The sequence below is a fragment of the Pseudomonas sp. SW-3 genome (genome assembly GCF_016615645.1).
Lineage (GTDB): Bacteria > Pseudomonadota > Gammaproteobacteria > Pseudomonadales > Pseudomonadaceae > Aquipseudomonas > Aquipseudomonas mandelii.
The window spans coordinates 1824236-1844008 of the sequence record NZ_CP067098.1; the positions used below are offsets into that span (position 1 = coordinate 1824236).

Below are 19773 nucleotides of genomic sequence, written 5' to 3' on the forward strand. Positions count from 1 at the left end.
CTTTTGACCGGACATCGACAGATGCCCGGCTTTTGTCGTCCCTGAAAAAAGGGGGCTTGATCCATGGCTGAGCCTCTTTCCTTGCCAGCCGTGCCCGAACCGCCCAAAGGCGAGCGCCTGAAAAACAAGGTCGTGCTGCTGACCGGCGCTGCGCAGGGAATCGGCGAGGCCATCGTCGCCACGTTCGCGTCGCAGCAGGCCAAACTGATCATCAGTGATATTCAGGCCGAAAAAGTCGAGAAAGTCGCGGCGCACTGGCGGGACAAAGGCTTCGATGTCCAGGCCATCAAGGCTGACGTCTCCCGGCAGCAAGATCTGCACGCGATGGCCAGGTTGGCCGTCGAGCGTCACGGCCGGATCGACGTATTGGTCAACTGTGCTGGGGTCAACGTATTCCGCGATCCACTGGAAATGACCGAAGAAGACTGGCATCGCTGCTTCGCCATCGACCTCGACGGCGCGTGGTATGGCTGCAAAGCCGTGCTGCCGCAAATGATCGAGCAGGGCATCGGCAGCATCATCAACATCGCTTCGACCCATTCCACCCACATCATCCCGGGCTGCTTTCCGTACCCGGTGGCCAAGCACGGCTTGCTCGGGCTGACCCGCGCGCTGGGCATCGAATACGCGCCAAAGGGCATTCGCGTGAATGCGATCGCGCCGGGCTACATCGAAACCCAATTGAACGTCGATTACTGGAACGGTTTTGCCGACCCCCAGGCCGAACGTCAGAGGGCATTCGACCTGCATCCGCCGCGTCGTATCGGGCAACCGATGGAAGTGGCCATGACGGCCGTCTTCCTGGCCAGCGATGAAGCACCGTTCATCAATGCTTCATGCATCACCATCGATGGTGGACGCTCGGTCATGTATCACGACTGAGCAAAACGGCTTTCAGACGCGGAGTTCCGTCTGAAATCCAATCATCATACGATATGACTATTTGCAGTACCGGCTTTCAAAATAACGCTCAAAAAAAATAACAAGGAGTCAGCTATGAATCGTCGTCGTGGGATCCGTTCCCTGTGCTGTGCCGCTTTGGCGGTCACTGCGGTCAGCTTGAGCAGCACGCTGCTGGCGGCCGAGGAAGTGAAAATCGGCTTCCTGGTCAAGCAGGCGGAAGAGCCCTGGTTCCAGACCGAATGGGCATTCGCCGAAAAGGCCGGGAAAGACAAGGGCTTCACTGTCATCAAGATCGCCGTGCCTGACGGCGAGAAAACCCTCTCGGCCATCGATAGCCTTGCAGCCAATGGTGCCAAGGGCTTCGTGATCTGCCCGCCGGACGTCTCCCTTGGTCCGGCCATCATGGCCAAGGCCAAGCTCAATGGTATGAAAGTCATCGCTGTCGATGACCGTTTCGTCGATGCCAATGGCAAGTTCATGGAAGACGTTCCTTACCTCGGCATGGCCGCATTCGAAGTCGGCCAGAAGCAGGGCGCGGCAATGGCCACCGAAGCGAAAAAACGCGGCTGGGACTGGAAAGAAACCTATGCGGTGATCAACACCTTCAATGAACTCGACACCGGCAAGAAGCGCACCGACGGTTCGGTCAAAGCCCTGGAAGATGCCGGAATGCCGAAAGACCACATCCTGTTCTCGGCGCTGAAAACCCTCGACGTACCGGGCAGCATGGACGCCACCAACTCGGCTCTGGTGAAACTGCCGGGCGCGGCGAAAAACCTGATCATCGGCGGCATGAACGACAACACCGTATTGGGCGGCGTGCGCGCCACCGAAAGCGCCGGTTTCGCTGCTGCCAACGTGATCGGCATCGGCATCAACGGTACCGACGCCATCGGCGAACTGAAGAAAGCCAACAGCGGTTTCTTCGGCTCGATGCTGCCGAGCCCGCACATCGAAGGCTACAACACCGCGAGCATGATGTTCGAGTGGGTCACCACCGGCAAAGAACCACCGAAGTACACCGCGATGGACGACGTGACGCTGATCACTCGCGAGAACTTCAAGCAGGAACTGGAAAAGATCGGCCTGTGGAACTGAGGGCTGGTTGATTTCATCGGCGGCCCTGGCGACGGGGCCGCCTGATCTGTGTGATGAGGTGGTTTTATGCACGCGCAAGTACAGACACATGAGCACAGCGTCGGCGGCAGCCTGCGCTTCAACGGGATCGGCAAGACGTTTCCCGGGGTGAAGGCGCTGGATGGCATCAGTTTCGTCGCTCATCCGGGGCAGGTTCACGCCTTGATGGGCGAGAACGGTGCCGGCAAATCGACCCTGCTGAAAATCCTCGGCGGTGCTTACACGCCGAGCAGCGGCGACCTGCAGATCGGCGAGCAGACGATGGTCTTCAAGTCCACCGCCGACAGCATCGCCAGTCGGGTGGCGGTGATCCATCAAGAGCTGCATCTGGTCCCGGAAATGACCGTGGCGGAGAACCTGTTCCTCGGTCATCTGCCGGCCAGTTTCGGCCTGATCAATCGAGGCGCGCTGCGCCAGCAAGCGTTGGCCTGCCTCAAAGGCCTGGCCGATGAAATCGACCCGCAAGAGAAAGTCGGGCGCCTGTCCCTCGGTCAGCGACAGCTGGTGGAGATTGCGAAGGCGTTGTCCCGTGGCGCGCATGTGATTGCCTTCGACGAACCCACCAGCAGCCTGTCGGCGCGGGAAATCGATCGCTTGATGGCGATCATCGGGCGTCTGCGTGACGAAGGCAAAGTGGTGCTTTACGTGTCCCATCGCATGGAAGAAGTGTTCCGCATCTGCAACGCGGTGACGGTGTTCAAGGACGGCCGCTACGTGCGCACGTTCGAGGACATGAGCGAACTGACCCACGACCAGTTGGTGACGTGCATGGTCGGGCGCGACATTCAGGATATCTACGATTACCGCAGCCGCCAGCGGGGCGCCGTGGCGCTCAAGGTTGACGGTTTGCTCGGGCCGGGACTGCGTGAACCGGTGAGTTTCGAGGTGCACAAGGGCGAGATTCTCGGGCTGTTCGGCCTGGTGGGCGCGGGGCGTACCGAGCTGTTCCGGATACTCAGCGGGCTGACGCGCAACACCGCCGGACGCCTGGAGCTTCGTGGTCATGAGGTGAAACTGCGTTCCCCCCGTGATGCCATCGCGGCCGGGATTCTGCTGTGTCCCGAAGATCGCAAGAAGGAGGGCATCCTGCCGCTCGCCAGCGTCGCCGAGAACATCAACATCAGCGCGCGCGGCGCCCATTCCACGTTCGGTTGCCTGTTGCGCGGCTTGTGGGAAAAGGGCAACGCCGACAAGCAGATCAAGGCACTGAAAGTGAAGACGCCCAGCGCCGAGCAGAAAATCATGTACCTGTCCGGCGGCAATCAGCAGAAGGCCATTCTCGGCCGCTGGCTGTCGATGCCGATGAAAGTCCTGTTGCTCGATGAACCGACGCGCGGCATCGATATCGGCGCGAAAGCCGAGATCTACCAGATCATCCATAACCTGGCTGCCAGCGGCATCGCGGTGATCGTGGTGTCCAGCGACCTGATGGAAGTGATGGGTATTTCCGACCGCATCCTGGTGCTCTGCGAAGGCGCGATGCGCGGCGAGTTGTCTCGCGCAGAGGCCAATGAATCCAACCTGCTGCAACTGGCTTTGCCGCGCCAACGTGCTGACGGCGTGGCGAACTGAGAGGTGACTATGACCATCCAAAACAACGCTCTGCCCACTGCACGCAAACCTCTGGACCTGCGGCGCTTTCTCGACGACTGGGTGATGCTGCTGGCGGCGGTCGGGATCTTCGTGCTGTGCACGCTGCTGATCGACAACTTCCTGTCGCCGCTGAACATGCGCGGCCTGGGCCTGGCGATTTCGACAACGGGCATCGCGGCCTGCACCATGCTGTATTGCCTGGCGTCCGGGCATTTCGATTTGTCGGTGGGCTCGGTGATTGCCTGTGCCGGCGTGGTCGCGGCGGTGGTGATGCGCGACACCGACAGTGTGTTTCTCGGCGTGAGTGCGGCGCTGGTGATGGGGCTGATTGTCGGGCTGATCAACGGCATCGTCATCGCCAAGCTGCGGGTCAACGCGTTGATCACCACCCTGGCGACCATGCAGATCGTTCGTGGCCTGGCTTACATTTTTGCCAATGGCAAAGCGGTCGGCGTGTCGCAGGAGTCGTTCTTCGTCTTTGGTAACGGCCAGTTGTTTGGCGTGCCGGTGCCGATCCTGATCACCATCGTGTGCTTCCTGTTTTTCGGCTGGCTGTTGAATTACACCACCTACGGGCGCAATACCATGGCCATCGGCGGCAACCAGGAAGCGGCGTTGCTGGCCGGGGTGAACGTTGACCGGACCAAGATCATCATCTTTGCCGTGCACGGTGTGATTGGCGCGTTGGCCGGGGTGATTCTGGCGTCGCGGATGACCTCCGGGCAGCCGATGATTGGCCAAGGGTTTGAGTTGACGGTGATCTCGGCGTGCGTGCTGGGCGGGGTGTCGTTGAGCGGCGGGATCGGCATGATCCGGCATGTGATTGCCGGGGTGTTGATTCTGGCGATCATTGAGAATGCGATGAACCTGAAGAACATCGACACGTTCTATCAATACGTGATTCGCGGTTCGATCTTGCTGTTGGCCGTCGTGATTGATCGTCTCAAACAACGTTAACTTCGCTTTGTGGCGAGGGAGCTTGCTCCCGCTGGGCTGCGCAGCGGCCCCAAAATCACTGTTTTGATTCAGGATTTTGCGAGTGCTGCGCACTCGAGCGGGAGCAAGCTCCCCGCCACAGTGATTACTCCTTCCGTCACCTCCCTTAAAAAGTCCTTGCCCGCACCATCGCGTTTCGGTTATCACTTTGTACATGATTAGACAGGTACGATTTGACAAGAAACAACGGGTGGTCGACGAACTCATCCGGCGGATTGAAAGCGGCCTCATGGAGGACGGCTTTCTGTTGCCGGGCGAGCATCAATTGGCTCAAGAATTCAAAGTCAGCCGCGGCACGCTGCGTGAGGCCCTTGCCGAGTTGAAACGACGCAACTACATCGCGACCCAAAGCGGCGTCGGCTCCATCGTCACCTTCGACGGTGTGGTGCTCGATCAACGCAGCGGCTGGGCGCAAGCGCTCGCCGACAGCGGGGCGCTGATCAATACCGAAGTGCTGCGGCTGGAGGCCGTCACGCGGCCTGATTTGCTGCCGCGCTTCGGCACCGACCAATTCATCACCCTCGACCGGCGCCGTCGCTCCACCGATGGCAAGCTGGTGTCCCTCGAACGCTCATTGATGCCCGCCACCGGAGGCCTGGAAAGCCTGCCGCGGGTCGGCCTCATCGACAATTCCCTGACCATCACCCTGGCCGCCTACGGCTACATCGGTGAACGCGGCGATCAATGGATCGGCGCAGAACCCTTGAACGCCGAAGACGCCGCGTTGCTCGGTCGTCCGGTGGGCACCGTCTTCCTCAAAGCCTTGCGCACCACCTACGACCGGCAAAACCGGTTCATGGAACAGGTCGAAAGCTTGCTCGACCCGGTGCATTTTCGTCTGCACCTGCAGTTTGGAGAGTCGAAATGACCGCGCTCGACCGTGCGCTCGGCGCGTTCTACGGACTGGCCCTGGGCGATGCGCTGGGCATGCCGACGCAATCCCTGAGCCGCGCCGAGATCTCGGCGCGCTTCGGTGCGATCACTGATCTGCAAGACGCCGGCCCCGATCAGCCGATTGCCGCCAACATGCCCAAGGGCTCGATCACCGACGACACCGAACAGGCGATTCTGGTCGGTCAATTGTTGGTGGCCGGTGAGGGCCGGATCGAACCGGCCGTGCTCGCTCAGCGGCTGATCGAATGGGAGGCCGGGATGCAGGCCAAGGGTTCTCAAGACTTACTCGGCCCTTCGACCAAGCGCGCAATCGAAATGATCCTGGCCGGCCACTCGCCGGAAGAAGCGGGGCGCTACGGCACCACCAACGGCGCGGCGATGCGCATCACGCCGGTCGGTATCGCCACGGATGTCGCCCAGCCTGAACGTTTTATAAGCGCCGTCGTGCAGGCCTGCCAGGTCACCCACAACACCACGCTGGGAATTTCCAGTGCGGCGGCGGTGGCGGCAGTGGTTTCGGCCGGCATCAACGGCATGGACCTGGGCGAGGCGTTGAACCTCGGTCAGCAGATCGCCCAACAAGCCGAAAGTCATGGCCACTGGGTGGCGGGCGGACGGATTGCCTCGCGCATCAGCTGGGCGCGGACCATCAGCGTCGACAGTGACAAAGCGTTGCTGGCGGATTTGCTGTACGACGTGATCGGCACGTCGGTGGCTTCGCAGGAATCGGTCGTGGTCTCGTTTGCCCTGGCGCAACAAGTGGCCGTTGGTGAAATGAACGCCTTCGAAGCGCTGTGCATGGCCGCGAGCCTGGGCGGTGACACCGATACCATCGCGGCGATACTGGGCGCGATGCTCGGGGCCTGCCTGGGGCTTGGGAGTTGGCCGGTGGCGATGATCGAACAGGTCAAAGCCGTTAATGATCTGGAGCTGGAACCTTTGGTAAAAGGGCTTCTGGCCTTGCGCTGACTGACCTGGCCTCTTCGCGAGCAGGCTCGCTCCCACAGGTACCGTGCGGCTTGCATTATCCCTGTGGGAGCGAGCCTGCTCGCGATGGGCGCACCGCCTATTCGAATTGATAACCCCGCAATGGAAAGCACGAATACGGCCAGGATCGCCGGGATGTAGTTTCGTCTTCCGTCATTGCCCACAACCACAACAAAGGCAACAGGAGCATTTTCATGAGTTCATCGAACGCCGGGCAAAGCGCCGGGCAACTGGAAACCCGCGGCATCGAACCGGTGCCGGAAGCGGAGTGCAACGGTCACCCGCTGCAACTGTTCTGGGTCTGGTTCGCGGCTAACATTTCCATTCTCGGCCTGCCGCTGGGTGCCACGCTGGTGGCGTTTCGCGGGTTGGCGATCTGGCAGGCGATCATCGTTGCGATCCTCGGCGCCGCCGGTTCTTTCGCGGTGGTCGGGATCATCTCCATCGCCGGTCGTCGTGGTCGTGCACCGAGCCTGACGCTGTCGCGCGCCATCTTCGGGGTGCGCGGCAACATCGGCCCGACCCTGGTTTCGCTGATGTCGCGGCTGGGCTGGGAAACCGTCAACACCACCACCGCCGCCTTCGTGCTGCTGTCGCTGTGCTCAATCCTGTTCGGTTCGCCGGTGGAGGCCAAAAGCGCACCGGTGTTGACCCTGGTCTTCATCGCGATTTTCGTGCTGCTGACTTTGTCGGTTTCCGGCCTTGGTCACGCTACTTTGCTGGTGATCCAGAAGTGGGCGACTTATGTGTTCGGTGCGCTGAACATTCTGGTCGGCGGCTTCCTCTGCGCCACCATCGACTGGAGCGCGGTGTTCAACGCCACGCCTGCACCTTTGAGCGCGATGATCATCGGCATCGGCACCATGGCCGCCGGCACCGGGATCGGCTGGGCCAATGCCGGTGCCGACATGTCGCGCTATCAGCATCGCAGCGTCAAAGCCGTGCGCCTGGTCGCGTCGGCGGCCTTTGGTGCGGGGATTCCGCTGGTGCTGCTGATTACCCTCGGCGGCCTGCTGTCGGTGGGCAACAACGACCTGGCCTCGGCCACCGATCCGATCATCGCGATCCGCGACATGCTGCCAACCTGGATGGCCGTGCCGTACCTGATCACCGCGTTCGGCGGGCTGCTGCTGTCGAACAACCTGTCGGTGTATTCCGCCGGATTGACCACGCTGACCCTCGGCCTCAAGGTCAAGCGCGTCTACGCCGTGGTGGTCGACATCGTCGCGATCTTCGCCGGTTCGATCTACTTCATGCTGATCGCCGACAGTTTCTACGGCCCGTTCATTACCTTCATTTCGCTGCTGGCGGTGCCGATCACGGCGTGGGTCGGGATCTTCGTCGTTGACCTGATACATCGTCATTACTACAGCCCCAAAGATTTGCTGGACGTCAGCCCGAGCAGTGCCTACTGGTACAACGGCGGTATCGAATGGCGCGCGTTTGGCGCGTGGGCGCTGGCGATCGTGCTGGGCTTCAGCTTCACCACCATTGGCACCACCGAACAAAACGTCTGGTTCCGCGGTTTTCTTTCGGATTCGTGGCTGGGCCATAACGGCCTGGGCTGGATCGTGACGTTCCTGGTGGCCGGCGGGATTTATTTTGTACTCGGTGGGGCCAGGGATCGTCGTGCCGCAATGACCGAGAACGCTCATGCCTAGATTGCTGCACACCGGCCAGGTCATCATCGACCTGGTCATGGCCGTGGACAAACTGCCGCAACCGGGCGGCGATGTGCTGGCGCAATCCGCCAGTTTCGAAGCCGGCGGAGGGTTTAACGTGATGGCCGCCGCCGCGCGTAACGGGCTGCCGGTGGTCTACCTCGGTCGTCATGGCACCGGTCGTTTCGGCGACCTGGCCCGTGAGGCGATGAAGGTTGAAGGCATTCGGATCGGCATCGCACACAAGGCCGAACGGGATACGGGGTTGTGCGTTGCGGTGACCGATGCCTCGGCTGAGCGCAGTTTCATTTCCTACATCGGCGCCGAGGGCGAATTGACCACCGAGGACCTGGCGAGCGTGCCGGCCGAGGCGGGTGACTACGTGTATGTCAGTGGCTACAGCCTGTTGCATGTCGGCAAGGCCCAGGCGCTGCTGGATTGGGTGCTGGGTTTGCCGAAAGTGATCAACGTGGTGTTCGATCCCGGCCCGTTGGTGGACTCGCCGGACGCGCCATTGATGCAGGCGTTGTTGCCGCGCATTGATCTGTGGACCAGCAACAGTGTCGAGGCGCTGCGGTTTACCGGGGCGGCGGACATTGCCGAGGCGCTGGACAGGCTCACCGATCACCTGCCGGCCGAGGTGTTGATGGTGGTGCGCGATGGGCCGCAAGGGTGCTGGATCAGTCAGCGCGGCGAGCGAGAGCATCTGCCCGGTTTCAAGGTTGAGGCGGTAGACAGCAATGGTGCTGGCGATGCCCATGCCGGGGTGTTTTTGGCCGGGTTGGCGCGAGGGTTGGCGGCGAGTGAAGCGGCGCGGCGGGCGAATGCGGCGGCGGCGCTGGCAGTCACTCGGTGGGGGCCGGCGACTTCGCCTGGGACTGCTGAAGTGAATGCATTAATCAGGAAGACTTTCGGCGCCTGACATAACGCTTTCGCGGGCAAGCCTCGCTCCTACAGGGATTTGGTCATACGCGGATTTTCGCTACAACCCGAACCCGTAGGAGCGAGGCTTGCCCGCGAAGGGGCCACTACATTCAATAAAAAAAATCAGGCTTCTACCCAGCCTTGCGCAACGCCTCAATCAACTCTTGTTTACGCATGCTCGAGCGCCCCGGAATCTTCTTAGAAGTCGCTTCCTTCCTCAAACTGTATTTGTCTTTGCTTCCACGAGGCATGGGATTTCTCCTGCTACTTGTAGAGTCGCTCAAACGGTCGCAGCCGCGCACGACTGCGACCTGATCCATCTTGTTAAACGTCCAGCTTGCGCGCCGCCTCAACCCCAGCCGCGCTGAGTTTGATCGGCAGTTGCAGCGAGTGTTCGCCGGCCTCGTTGCAGGTCACATGCCCGTGCTGAATCAGCCCGCGATCCTGCAGCGTGGCGAGGGTGCTGGCCACGATTTTCTCCCCCCGGTAATTGTCCAGGACCTCCTTGCCCAAGCCATTTGGATGGGCGTGCAGCAGACGGGTCAGGACTTCTTTCTCAAGGTTGTTATCGACGTTCATGGTTACCTCTTCATGGATGTGGATAGGTGAAACTCGCGTGGGCGAACTATTGGCTGGCGCCGCCTTCGGAACCCGAGCCACCGGTGGTGGTTTTCGAGCCCATGCCGGCGCCGGCGTTATCCGGTGTCTGGGTGTCCGGCATGTTCATGCCACCTTGGCGGCCCGTATCGTTGCCCTGAATCCGTGGGTCGGTGCCCGTTGACGGAGGCTGGCTGCTGTCGACGCCCGTGCCGTTGGTGTTCATGCCGGGCGAGCCTTGGGTGGTCGGATTTTTCTGACCTTCGACCGGGTTGGTCGGGCCGGTACCCGTGGCGGTGGTCGCCGCGAAAGCGGCAGAGGACAACAGCGTGGCGAGAGCGAGGGCGGTCAAGCGGGACATGATCATGGTGTCGTCTCCATTTAATTAGAGTCCTTACCTGATGTTGGTCCGCCCCCGATTTGGATTGGTGCCTGATGAACGACGAACGGTTCAGGCCTGTTGCAACGATTTGCTGCTGTCGACCCGACGCCAGATCAAGCGGCCCAAGGTGATCAGCCAGTTCAACAGCCCTATGGCGAGAACTGTGAGTAGAAGTGTCGTCATTCCGTGTTCGACGATGATCTTCCCGGCGAGCAATGGAAAGCCGAATACACCGATGAAGTACGACAGGCTGAACAGCAACAACGATTGCGAAGTGGTGCCGTGGGGCGTTTCGTTCGCCGCCAGGCCATTGATCACCGAGTACGTCAGCCCGTAGCCGACCCCGAGCATCATCGCTGCCAGCACGTAGCTGAGCTCGCTATCGACCACGAAGCTGAACAGCACAATCGAACCCGCCATCACGCCTGACAGCAGGCACGAAGCGCGCAATGCATCGCGCTTGACCACAATCCCGGCGATCAACATCCGGCTGCTGATTGCCGCGCCCATGAAGCCGAAAAAGAACAGCGAGTAATCCAGCGAGCGAGACGCTGCGTAACTGGTTTGAAAGCTCGACAGGCCGCCGAATACGCACCCGCCGAGGCCGACCATGATGATCGGAAACACTGCCTTCGACGACAGCACCTGAGTCGTCGCACGCCAGGAAATGCGGGCGACAGTGGCGGTAGGCGAGGGCGTTTTTTTCAGTTGCGAATGCAGCCGCCAGAACAGCAACACACCCATCAGGCTGGCCAGCGCGGCAAGGTAAAAGGCGGCGGTGACGGGATAACCGAACGCACTGGCCGCGCGGCCCAACAGCGGCCCGCTGCCGATCCCGGTCATCATGCTGCCCGACAGCAGCGCAAAGTATTTCGCGCGTTGCGCGGGCGTCACCAGGCTCGCCACGATCATCGGCCCCAAGGTGTAAAACACCCCCCAGCCCAGCCCCAGCAGCAGTCCGAAAAACAGCAACAGATTGCCGAACCCCGGCGTCAGCGCGAAGCCCAGGCTGGCCGCCACCAACAACGCGCCGAACAGCGCAATCGAACGCGCCGCGCCGAGCAGGTCAGACAGGTGCCCGGAGACAACTACCGCCGCAAATGTGCTGAGCATCGCCGCCGAAATCACACTGCCGGCATCATGTTCGTTGCCGCCCCGTGAACCGATCAACAGTGACAACAGGAAGGTCGAGCCGTAGGACAGCGACAGCAAATAACTGGCGAGGCAAAACAGGCCGAACACTCTGCTTGAGACGTGGGGCGTAGCGGTAGACATGACGCGGTTCCTTGACCCGATAAAAACGCTGACCCTCTATCTACCATGTACCTCGACATTGTTAGGTCTGGGGTTATCGATGCCAGGGTTAGCGCGGGCCGGAGTAATGCGCTCAGGTGATGCCGATTTCTTCCTTGAACAGCACCATAAAACCCTTCAGGCGCTCATGCCTGACGCGCGCCAGCCGCTGGCCGGTGATCGTCTGGAAACCGTCCGCCAGGTGCAGCAACTTGGTCTGAAAGTGATCGAGGCAAAAGCGTTTGTCATCGTAGTCCCGCGCTGTCGCTTCCGGGTCTTGCGGGTCGTAAAGGGCGCTGCCCATGCGTCCGGCGATATAGAACGTGCGCGCTACGCCGAGCATGCCGAGGGAGTCGAGGCGGTCGGCGTCCTGCAGGACTTTGGCTTCGAGCGAGGACGGGGTGATGTTGGCGGAAAAGCTGTGGGCTTCGATGGCGTGGGCGACTGCGCTGATTTTTGCACTTGGCCAAGCCATGTCGCTTAGCACGGCAGATGCTTTTTCAGCAGCCAGGCGTGAGGCCTGTGAGCGCAACGGCGAATTCTTTTCCACCGCCACGCAATCATGCAAAAGCACCGCCGCCAGCAGCACTCCGAGATCGCCGCCTTCTTCAGCATGAAGCGTTCGCACGTTGTGCCACACCCGTTGCAGATGGGCCCCATCGTGGGCGCCATCTTCCGAGGGTTCCAGTGCGTGGGGTAGCAGTTGCGCTGCGAGAAGTTGCAGCGGCGCGAAAGCATCAGTGGCCATGACTTTCCTTTGAAGTGAACGCGCTTTTGTGGCGAGGGCGCTTGCTCCCGCCGGGTTGCGAAGCAACCCCATCCCGGGAGCAAAGGTATTTCAGTTAAAACCTAGTTGCCAGCCTTTACGACTGCTTCGCACTCGGACGGGAGCAAGCTCCCTCGCCACAAACCACGCGCCGACTTAGTATGGCGTTTTCAACTTTCGACAAAGGCACGTCCATGACGATCGAGATCCGCCCGGCAACCCCCAGCGATGCACCGCAAATCCTCGGGTTCATCACTGAACTGGCCGACTACGAACGTGCCCGTCACGAAGTCATCGCCAGCGTTGCCGACATCGAACGCAGCCTGTTCAGCGAAGGCGCCACCGCCCATGGCCTGATCTGCCTGCGCGACGGCTTGCCGATCGGCTTCGCGGTGTTCTTCTTCAGCTATTCCACCTGGCTCGGCAGCAATTGCCTGTACCTCGAAGACCTCTACATCACCCCCCAGCAACGCGGTGGCGGCGCCGGTAAAACCTTGCTGCGCCACCTCGCCAAAATCGCCTGCGCCAATGACTGCGGGCGCTTCGAATGGAGCGTGCTGGACTGGAACAAACCGGCGATCGAATTTTATAAGTCGTTGGGCGCGCAGCCGCAGGAAGAGTGGGTCCGGTATCGGATGGATGGGAAGGTGTTGCGCGAGTTTGCTGAGGGGAGTTGATCCTACCCGTCTAGTCCGTCATCCTCTGCGCCTTTGCGCGCTCACGGATGACACCTGCAATGTCTATGACGTCTTCATCACTCGACACTCGTCATGTTCGCCATCGACTGTCCGGTTGGTTGAACGATGGTGGTGCATTTCCTTTGCGCCCTGATGGTTGCCACCATCGCTATAAAACTCAAAAGCAAGGAGCTTTAACTTGAGTGGAAAACCTGCTGCGCGCGTTACAGACCCTACTTCGTGCCCGTTACCCGGACATGGCACCAATCCGATTGTTTCTGGATCACCAGATGTTTTCTTCGATGGTCTGGCAGCTGCTCGCATGACGGACAAATCTGCCTGTGGCAGCCCGATTACCGGCGCTGTTTCGGGGACGGTATTCATCAATGGTCTCAACGCCGCAACCCTCGATAGCACGGGCGGGCACGGCAACGTAGTTATCGGCGGTTCCGGGACCGTTATCATCGGGCAAAGCGGAGGCGGAGCAGCTTTTAGTGGGTTGCTTCCGATGCCGGTGCATTTTACCGACAGATTAAAAGTGGTGAATGACGCGACCGGTGGGCCGATTCCTTATCACCCCTATACCATTCAACGTGGTGACGGCAGCGAAGAGCATGGCGTGACGGATGCGTCCGGGTTTACTCACACAGTCAGTTCCCATTTGGCCGAGACCATTAAATTGTTTGTGGAGTGATTGGCATGGCGGGTGAAACTGCGGCGGTGAAACAAGCGTTACCTAAAAGAGAAGTAAAAATACATACATTGACCTGTAAGACTGATCAGGCTGTTAAGCAGGTGCCTGTCACCTTGCGAGACTTGGTTATATTTTTTATTGGTGGTGCGGGCGATCAGGAAAGTTACTACGGCACAGGGCCTAATAATAATATCGATTATGTGCGTCGAATTGCTGTTGACGACGCAAAACAACTAGAGATTTTGAAGCGCTGTCCTTCATGGGCGCTCAGTTATAATGCTTTTATTAGTGATGATGATCTTGAGCGCAATGTGTTGAGTAGAATACCTAATTGCTCCTCCGCGATTTACATCGTTGGTCACAGTCTCGGCGGCTGGAATGGTGCCCACCTTTCCAGTGTACTGACAGACAAAGGCTTCAAAGTAAAAATGCTGATTACACTGGACCCCGTGGGTGAAGGGAAAATTGTTTACGGCATCTCAAGTATCTATAGACGAGAGCCGATCCCCAAGGCTGACTATTGGGTGAATATTCGGGCAGCAGCGGTAGACTGGAATGCGTCGGATCTGGTCGCGGACTTTGGTGAACAGTGGGAAGTAACACAAGGACCCAATGTGATGGGGCGGGTGGATGTTAACCATGCTGATGCAGACAGAATGTTTGTGCAGACATTGCCAGGAGGCAAGTCTGCCCGCCAAATATTCAATGAATCGATTTTGAACTACTTCAGGGAGTGATTCTGGATGCATAAATTTTTTTTGTTTTTAGCAATCTTGATGAGTGCATCGTGTTCTCTCAATCACGGAAGACCTGTCGCAACACTTGAGTATTCCAGTGTAAACGAACTTCGTAATACTGGAATTTACCAGGTTTTTTTCAATTCCGATGTGGAGCTTATTGGGTTATTTAAGTCGCGAATAGGTGAGGGGTTAGTCTGTTCTTTAGAGGGTGATCTTGATTTTAGCGAAGCGCACCATATAAAGCGTTCCGGTTTTGGTTTGGTGGAAAAAGTGAGTGAGTCTGCACCATCGCTCTATCGAGCGAATGTCATTTTTAGTGAGTCGGAAAGCGGAAAAGGAGGAGAGAATTATTTGGAAGGAGAGGCCCTTATTCCGCTATTGAAGAAACGTGATTTTATTTCGTGTGTTTATCGAGTTCATACTACTACATACAATACGTACTTCTCCCAAGTCATGCACGTGCCGACCGCAGAGCTGTTGAAGGCTATTGCTCACCAGTAAAACGAATCCATGCGATTCGAGGATGTTTTGCCGGGATAAACAGCCTCTCAATAACTCAGTCACTGGCTTCCCAATTACTCTTGATCAATCCGTCGAGGACTTGTCGAACAGTAATCTTGAAAGCCCCGGCCTTCCTCTCATCAAAGGCCGTTCGCCATGCCATATAACCCTGACTGAAATCCGTAATCTCTGCAGTTTCCCCCACCCGGTGGGTGATGCTGCGTTCCAAGGCTTTTGCCTGGAAGGGTAGGTGTGGCATTTCATTGAACTCGCTACCTGTCACCGGATTGATCATCTGAAAGCCATCGACCCTGATGTGAATAACCTTGCCCAATTTTGGATAATTTTCGATTTTCAGGATCGTCAGTGTCGATCCATCCTCGCCCGGCCGGTTTTTGTAGGCCCAGATATCGCCCACCTTCAATTCTTTCGATGCGCTGAATGCTGCGGTGGACCAGAGAGCACTGCAGAACAGCAGCGCCTTTAAAGCAATCTTCATTTTTCTTCCTTGAGGGCTGGGTGCCGTTCCGATGGCCGGGCATTTTAAGGCGTTGGCGAAGAAAATCCTGTCACACCTGTAAATCCCACAATATGGGAGTCATATTTATATATTGAGATTTCTCCGCGTCAGGGTTTATAGTCCAGCTCACTCACTGCCAATAAACAAAACAGGTGAAGCGATGCTGGCGCAATTGATCGCGCTCGATTGGGGGACGACCTCATTACGTGCTTACAAACTCGCCGCGGGTGGCCAGGTGCTGGAACAGCGTTCGCTGTCGTCCGGGATCATGCAGCTGCCCCGGACACCCCGAATCATCAACGGTCAGGAATGCGCCGACGGTTTTGAACTGGCCTTCGACGAGGCGTGCGGTGACTGGCTCGACGCGCAGCCGGATTTGCCGGTGATTGCCTGTGGCATGGTCGGCAGCGCCCAGGGCTGGCGCGAAGCGGCCTACTGCGATACACCGGCGAACGTCGCCAATCTCGGAAATTCCCTACAAACCCTTCGCAGTCTTCGCGGTGTTGATGTGCACATCGTGCCGGGCGTGATTCAGCGTTCGCGCTTGCCGAACGTGATGCGCGGCGAAGAAACCCAAGTGCTGGGTGTCCTGCAGAATCTGCCGGTCGAGCAGGGCGCTGACCTGTTGATCGGCCTGCCAGGCAGTCATTCGAAATGGGTGGAAGTGGCCGACGGCTGCATCGTGCATTTCGACACCTTCATGACCGGCGAGATCTTCGCCGTGCTCAGTGAACACAGCATTCTCGGGCGTACCCAGCAAAAGGGCGCGTCGTTTGATGACCAGGCGTTTGATCGCGGTGTGCAAGTGGCGCTGTCGGCGGAGGGCGAGATCGGTCCGTTGTCGACGCTGTTCAGCGCCCGCAGCCTCGGGCTGACCGGTGAGCTCTGCGCCACTGCCCAACCGGATTACTTGTCCGGCCTGCTGATCGGCCACGAACTGTCGGCGCTGGCCAACGTTCAGCGACGCCGACACAACAGCGTTCACCTGCCTTCAATCATCCTCATTGGCAACTCCCAACTGTGTGCCCGCTACAGCCGGGCCCTCGACGCCTGTGGTTTTGCCCGCGTGACCCTGGCCGAACAAGCCACCGAACGCGGGTTGTGGCAATTGGCGGTCGCCGCCGGACTGATCGCCGCACACCCATCCCGTTCAACCTGACTGGAGGTCTGACATGCTCAAGCAAGCACTGGCGCAAAACGGTCTGATCGCGATCCTGCGCGGCCTGCGCCCGCAAGAAGCGGCCGCCATTGGCGAAGTCCTTTATGCCGCCGGATTTCGCGTCATCGAAGTGCCGCTTAATTCCCCTGAGCCCTACGACAGTATCCGCATCCTGCGCAGTACTTTGCCCGCCGATTGCCTGATCGGCGCGGGTACGGTGCTGACACCGGAACAGGTCGAGCAAGTGAAAGCGGCGGGCGGTCAGGTGATCGTCATGCCGCACAGTGATGCCAAAGTGTTGCGGGCAGCAAAAGCGGCAGGGTTGTACCTGTCGCCGGGCGTTGCTACGCCGACCGAAGCCTTCGCCGCATTGGCCGAAGGGGCGGACGTGCTGAAGATGTTCCCGGCCGAGCAGATGGGGCCGGCAGTCGTCAAAGCCTGGCTCGCGGTGCTGCCGGCCGGAACCATTCTGGCGCCGGTTGGCGGGATCACGCCGGACAACATGCAGGTGTTTATCGACGCCGGTGTGAAAGGTTTCGGATTGGGTTCCGGGTTGTTCAAACCAGGCATGACGCCTGAGGACGTGGCGGTAAACGCCAAGGCCTATGTCGCTGCATGGAACGCTCTGCGTTAAGACTTTCTGGCGCCGAGCGCGCTACATCTATAAGAGAGACAACAGATGAAAATCACCAAACTCACCACCTTCATCGTTCCGCCGCGCTGGTGCTTCCTCAAGGTCGAAACCGACGAAGGCGTGACCGGCTGGGGCGAGCCCGTGGTCGAAGGCCGCGCACATACCGTCGCCGCTGCCGTTGAAGAATTGTCCGACTACCTGATCGGCAAAGACCCACGCAACATCGAAGACATCTGGACCGTGCTCTACCGCGGCGGCTTCTACCGCGGCGGCGCGATTCACATGAGCGCCCTGGCCGGTATCGATCAGGCGTTGTGGGATATCAAGGGCAAGGCCTTGGGGGTGTCGGTCAGCGATTTGCTGGGCGGTCAGGTGCGGGACAAGATTCGCGTGTATTCGTGGATCGGTGGCGACCGTCCGGCGGACACCGCTCGCGCGGCGAAAGAAGCGGTCGAGCGTGGTTTCACGGCGGTGAAAATGAACGGCACCGAGGAGCTGCAATTCCTCGACTCCTTCGAGAAAGTCGACCTCGCCCTGGCCAACGTTGCCGCCGTGCGTGACGCGGTGGGCCCGAACGTCGGCATCGGTGTGGACTTCCATGGCCGGGTGCACAAGCCCATGGCCAAGGTGCTGATGAAGGAACTCGATCCGTACAAACTGATGTTTATCGAAGAGCCGGTGCTCAGCGAAAACTACGAAGCGCTGAAGGAACTGGCGCCGCTGACCAGCACCCCGATTGCCCTTGGCGAGCGCTTGTTTTCGCGCTGGGATTTCAAGCGTGTGCTCAGCGAAGGTTACGTCGACATCATCCAGCCGGATGCCTCCCACGCCGGTGGCATCACCGAAACCCGCAAGATCGCCAACATGGCCGAGGCCTACGACGTGGCGCTGGCGCTGCATTGCCCGTTGGGTCCGATTGCCCTGGCGGCGTGCCTGCAACTGGATGCGGTTTGCTACAACGCGTTCATCCAGGAGCAGAGCCTGGGCATCCATTACAACGAGAGCAATGACCTGCTCGATTACGTGAAAGATCCGCGAGTGTTCGATTACGACAAAGGCTTCGTGAAGATCCCGAACGGCCCGGGCCTGGGCATTGAGATCAACGAGGAATACGTGATCGAACGCGCCGCTGTCGGCCACCGCTGGCGCAACCCGATCTGGCGCCATGCCGATGGCAGTTTTGCTGAGTGGTGAGTTCCTCCTGACTCCACCATGGTGATCGTTCGCACGCTCTGCGTGGGAATGCCTCACCGGGCGCTCTGCGTCCGCTCTTGGGGCGCTCTGCGTCCCTGGCTGTATTCCCACGCGGAGCGTGGGAACGATCACGACCTCAATAAACATAAGAAGAGGCATTCCCCATGCAACCGCAAACCCTTACCGGGCAGGCGTCGTTGGTGGCGCCCAGCCGCAAGCGGTTTTTCATCATGGTGCTGCTGTTCATCACCGTGGTCATCAACTACCTCGACCGCAGCAACCTGTCTATCGCCGCCCCCGCGCTGACCAGCGAACTGGGCATCGACCCGATCCACGTCGGGCTGATTTTCTCGGCCTTCGGCTGGACTTACGCCGCTATGCAAATCCCCGGCGGATGGCTGGTGGATCGGGTGCCGCCGCGCATCCTTTACAGCGTTGCGTTGCTGCTATGGTCAATCGCCACCGTCATGCTCGGCTTCGCCGCCAGCTTCATCGCACTGTTCGTGTTGCGCATGGCAGTCGGTGCCCTGGAAGCGCCGGCGTATCCGATCAACAGTCGGGTGGTGACCACCTGGTTCCCCGAACGCGAACGCGCCACGGCCATCGGTTTCTATACCTCCGGACAGTTCGTGGGATTGGCGTTCCTGACGCCGGTACTCGCCTGGCTGCAGCATGAATTTGGCTGGCACATGGTGTTTGTCAGCACCGGTGCGGTCGGTATTCTCTGGGCGGTGATCTGGTACGCGGTGTATCGCGAGCCACGGGACTTCAAAGGTGCCAACGACGCCGAAATCGAGCTGATCCGCGAAGGTGGCGGGCTGGTGGATATCCAGGCCGAGCAAGCCAAGGTCAAGGCGAAATTCAGCTGGACCGACCTCGGCATCGTTCTGACCAAACGCAAGTTGTGGGGCATCTACCTCGGTCAGTTCTGCCTCAACTCGACGCTGTGGTTTTTTCTGACGTGGTTCCCGACCTACCTGGTGAAATACCGTGGCATGGACTTCATCAAGTCCGGCCTGTTGGCGTCGCTGCCGTTTCTCGCCGCCTTTATCGGCGTGCTGTGTTCCGGGTTTTTCTCCGACTTCCTGATCCGTCGCGGCTACACCGTGGGCTTCGCGCGCAAATTGCCGATCATTGGCGGGTTGCTGATTTCCACCTCGATCATCGGCGCCAATTTCGTTGAATCGACACCGCTGGTGATTGCCTTCCTCGCGTTAGCGTTCTTCGGTAACGGGCTGGCTTCGATCACCTGGTCACTGGTATCAACGCTCGCTCCGGCGCGGTTGCTCGGATTGACCGGTGGGGTGTTCAACTTCATCGGCAACCTGTCGGCGATTACCACGCCGATTGTCATCGGTTTCCTGGCAACCGGTGATTCGTTCGCCCCGGCGATCACCTACATCTCGGTTCTTGCATTGATTGGCGCGCTTTCCTACATCCTGCTGGTCGGCAAGGTCGAGCGTATCAAGTTGTAGTGGCAGCCATCGGGCGACCATAATGCCGCCCGTTCACTCGCTCAAC

General features: G+C 59.4%; 21 protein-coding genes and 1 pseudogene. 16 read left to right on the forward strand and 6 right to left on the reverse strand.

What is annotated here, in order from left to right; genetic code table 11:
- Positions 1-63: 63 nt before the first annotated feature.
- From JIO00_RS08190 to JIO00_RS08225, 8 genes are all read left to right on the forward strand, one after another.
- On the forward strand, positions 64-882 hold the full coding sequence (locus JIO00_RS08190) for an SDR family oxidoreductase (protein ID WP_102594682.1): 819 nt from the start codon (positions 64-66) through the stop codon (positions 880-882).
- A 114-nt stretch (positions 883-996) separates the two neighbouring features.
- Complete coding sequence (locus JIO00_RS08195) at positions 997-2001, forward strand: substrate-binding domain-containing protein (protein WP_010461828.1); 1005 nt, start codon at positions 997-999, stop codon at positions 1999-2001.
- 66 nt (positions 2002-2067) lie between these two features.
- The gene (gene araG, locus JIO00_RS08200; protein WP_077747990.1) at positions 2068-3612 is read left to right on the forward strand and encodes an L-arabinose ABC transporter ATP-binding protein AraG; all 1545 of its coding nucleotides are present in this window, start codon (positions 2068-2070) and stop codon (positions 3610-3612) included.
- A gap of 9 nt (positions 3613-3621) precedes the next feature.
- Positions 3622-4590: an L-arabinose ABC transporter permease AraH gene (araH, locus tag JIO00_RS08205; RefSeq protein WP_010461824.1), complete on the forward strand. Its 969-nt coding sequence runs from the start codon at positions 3622-3624 to the stop codon at positions 4588-4590.
- A 193-nt stretch (positions 4591-4783) separates the two neighbouring features.
- Positions 4784-5497, forward strand: coding sequence for a GntR family transcriptional regulator (locus JIO00_RS08210; protein WP_042932288.1), 714 nt, complete (start codon positions 4784-4786; stop codon positions 5495-5497).
- Positions 5494-6492: an ADP-ribosylglycohydrolase family protein gene (locus JIO00_RS08215; protein ID WP_077747989.1), complete on the forward strand. Its 999-nt coding sequence runs from the start codon at positions 5494-5496 to the stop codon at positions 6490-6492. Before JIO00_RS08210 ends, JIO00_RS08215 begins: the two co-directional genes overlap by 4 nt.
- 212 nt (positions 6493-6704) lie before the next feature.
- Positions 6705-8171, forward strand: coding sequence for a purine-cytosine permease family protein (locus tag JIO00_RS08220; protein ID WP_077747988.1), 1467 nt, complete (start codon positions 6705-6707; stop codon positions 8169-8171).
- Positions 8164-9093 carry a PfkB family carbohydrate kinase gene (locus JIO00_RS08225; RefSeq protein ID WP_200667949.1) on the forward strand — a complete coding sequence of 310 codons (930 nt, stop codon included), beginning with the start codon at positions 8164-8166 and terminating at the stop codon, positions 9091-9093. The genes JIO00_RS08220 and JIO00_RS08225 overlap by 8 nt, the downstream gene beginning before the upstream one ends.
- Positions 9094-9226: 133 nt before the next feature.
- Here the strand turns inward: JIO00_RS08225 and JIO00_RS08230 are convergent.
- The 5 genes and pseudogenes from JIO00_RS08230 to JIO00_RS08250 form a co-directional block, all read right to left on the reverse strand.
- Positions 9227-9319, reverse strand: a pseudogene (locus JIO00_RS08230) (Rho termination factor N-terminal domain-containing protein); the annotation flags it as partial.
- A gap of 100 nt (positions 9320-9419) precedes the next feature.
- Positions 9420-9674 (reverse strand): hypothetical protein, encoded by a 255-nt coding sequence (locus JIO00_RS08235; RefSeq protein WP_010461811.1) that lies wholly within the window; start codon positions 9672-9674, stop codon positions 9420-9422.
- 46 nt (positions 9675-9720) lie between these two features.
- Positions 9721-10059 (reverse strand): hypothetical protein, encoded by a 339-nt coding sequence (locus JIO00_RS08240; RefSeq protein ID WP_010461809.1) that lies wholly within the window; start codon positions 10057-10059, stop codon positions 9721-9723.
- Between the two features lie 84 nt (positions 10060-10143).
- Positions 10144-11349, reverse strand: coding sequence for an MFS transporter (locus tag JIO00_RS08245; RefSeq protein ID WP_200667950.1), 1206 nt, complete (start codon positions 11347-11349; stop codon positions 10144-10146).
- A gap of 112 nt (positions 11350-11461) precedes the next feature.
- Complete coding sequence (locus JIO00_RS08250) at positions 11462-12115, reverse strand: HD domain-containing protein (RefSeq protein WP_200667951.1); 654 nt, start codon at positions 12113-12115, stop codon at positions 11462-11464.
- 212 nt (positions 12116-12327) lie between these two features.
- On the opposite strand from JIO00_RS08250, the gene JIO00_RS08255 reads away from it, so the two are divergent.
- From JIO00_RS08255 to JIO00_RS08270, 4 genes are all read left to right on the forward strand, one after another.
- Positions 12328-12810 carry a GNAT family N-acetyltransferase gene (locus JIO00_RS08255; RefSeq protein ID WP_010461803.1) on the forward strand — a complete coding sequence of 161 codons (483 nt, stop codon included), beginning with the start codon at positions 12328-12330 and terminating at the stop codon, positions 12808-12810.
- A gap of 199 nt (positions 12811-13009) precedes the next feature.
- The gene (locus tag JIO00_RS08260; protein ID WP_200667952.1) at positions 13010-13504 is read left to right on the forward strand and encodes a PAAR domain-containing protein; all 495 of its coding nucleotides are present in this window, start codon (positions 13010-13012) and stop codon (positions 13502-13504) included.
- Between the two features lie 5 nt (positions 13505-13509).
- A complete protein-coding gene (locus JIO00_RS08265; protein ID WP_154503801.1) occupies positions 13510-14241 on the forward strand; it encodes an alpha/beta hydrolase in 732 nt (243 codons plus the stop codon).
- A 6-nt stretch (positions 14242-14247) separates the two neighbouring features.
- Positions 14248-14745, forward strand: coding sequence for a hypothetical protein (locus JIO00_RS08270; protein ID WP_154912853.1), 498 nt, complete (start codon positions 14248-14250; stop codon positions 14743-14745).
- A 55-nt stretch (positions 14746-14800) separates the two neighbouring features.
- Here JIO00_RS08270 and JIO00_RS08275 read toward each other — a convergent pair whose 3' ends face one another.
- Positions 14801-15244 (reverse strand): hypothetical protein, encoded by a 444-nt coding sequence (locus JIO00_RS08275; protein ID WP_077747981.1) that lies wholly within the window; start codon positions 15242-15244, stop codon positions 14801-14803.
- A gap of 181 nt (positions 15245-15425) precedes the next feature.
- Between JIO00_RS08275 and JIO00_RS08280 the strand changes: the two genes are divergently transcribed.
- The 4 genes from JIO00_RS08280 to JIO00_RS08295 all read left to right on the forward strand — a co-directional run bounded on the left by JIO00_RS08280 (position 15426) and on the right by JIO00_RS08295 (position 19727).
- Entirely contained in the window at positions 15426-16424 is a 999-nt protein-coding gene (locus tag JIO00_RS08280; protein ID WP_200667954.1) for a 2-dehydro-3-deoxygalactonokinase, read from the forward strand.
- 13 nt (positions 16425-16437) lie between these two features.
- Complete coding sequence (locus JIO00_RS08285; RefSeq protein WP_077747979.1) at positions 16438-17058, forward strand: 2-dehydro-3-deoxy-6-phosphogalactonate aldolase; 621 nt, start codon at positions 16438-16440, stop codon at positions 17056-17058.
- A gap of 45 nt (positions 17059-17103) precedes the next feature.
- The gene (dgoD, locus tag JIO00_RS08290) at positions 17104-18252 is read left to right on the forward strand and encodes a galactonate dehydratase (protein ID WP_008152275.1); all 1149 of its coding nucleotides are present in this window, start codon (positions 17104-17106) and stop codon (positions 18250-18252) included.
- A gap of 164 nt (positions 18253-18416) precedes the next feature.
- Positions 18417-19727, forward strand: a complete 1311-nt coding sequence (locus tag JIO00_RS08295; RefSeq protein WP_010461785.1) for an MFS transporter — start codon at positions 18417-18419, stop codon at positions 19725-19727.
- Positions 19728-19773 lie beyond the last annotated feature (46 nt).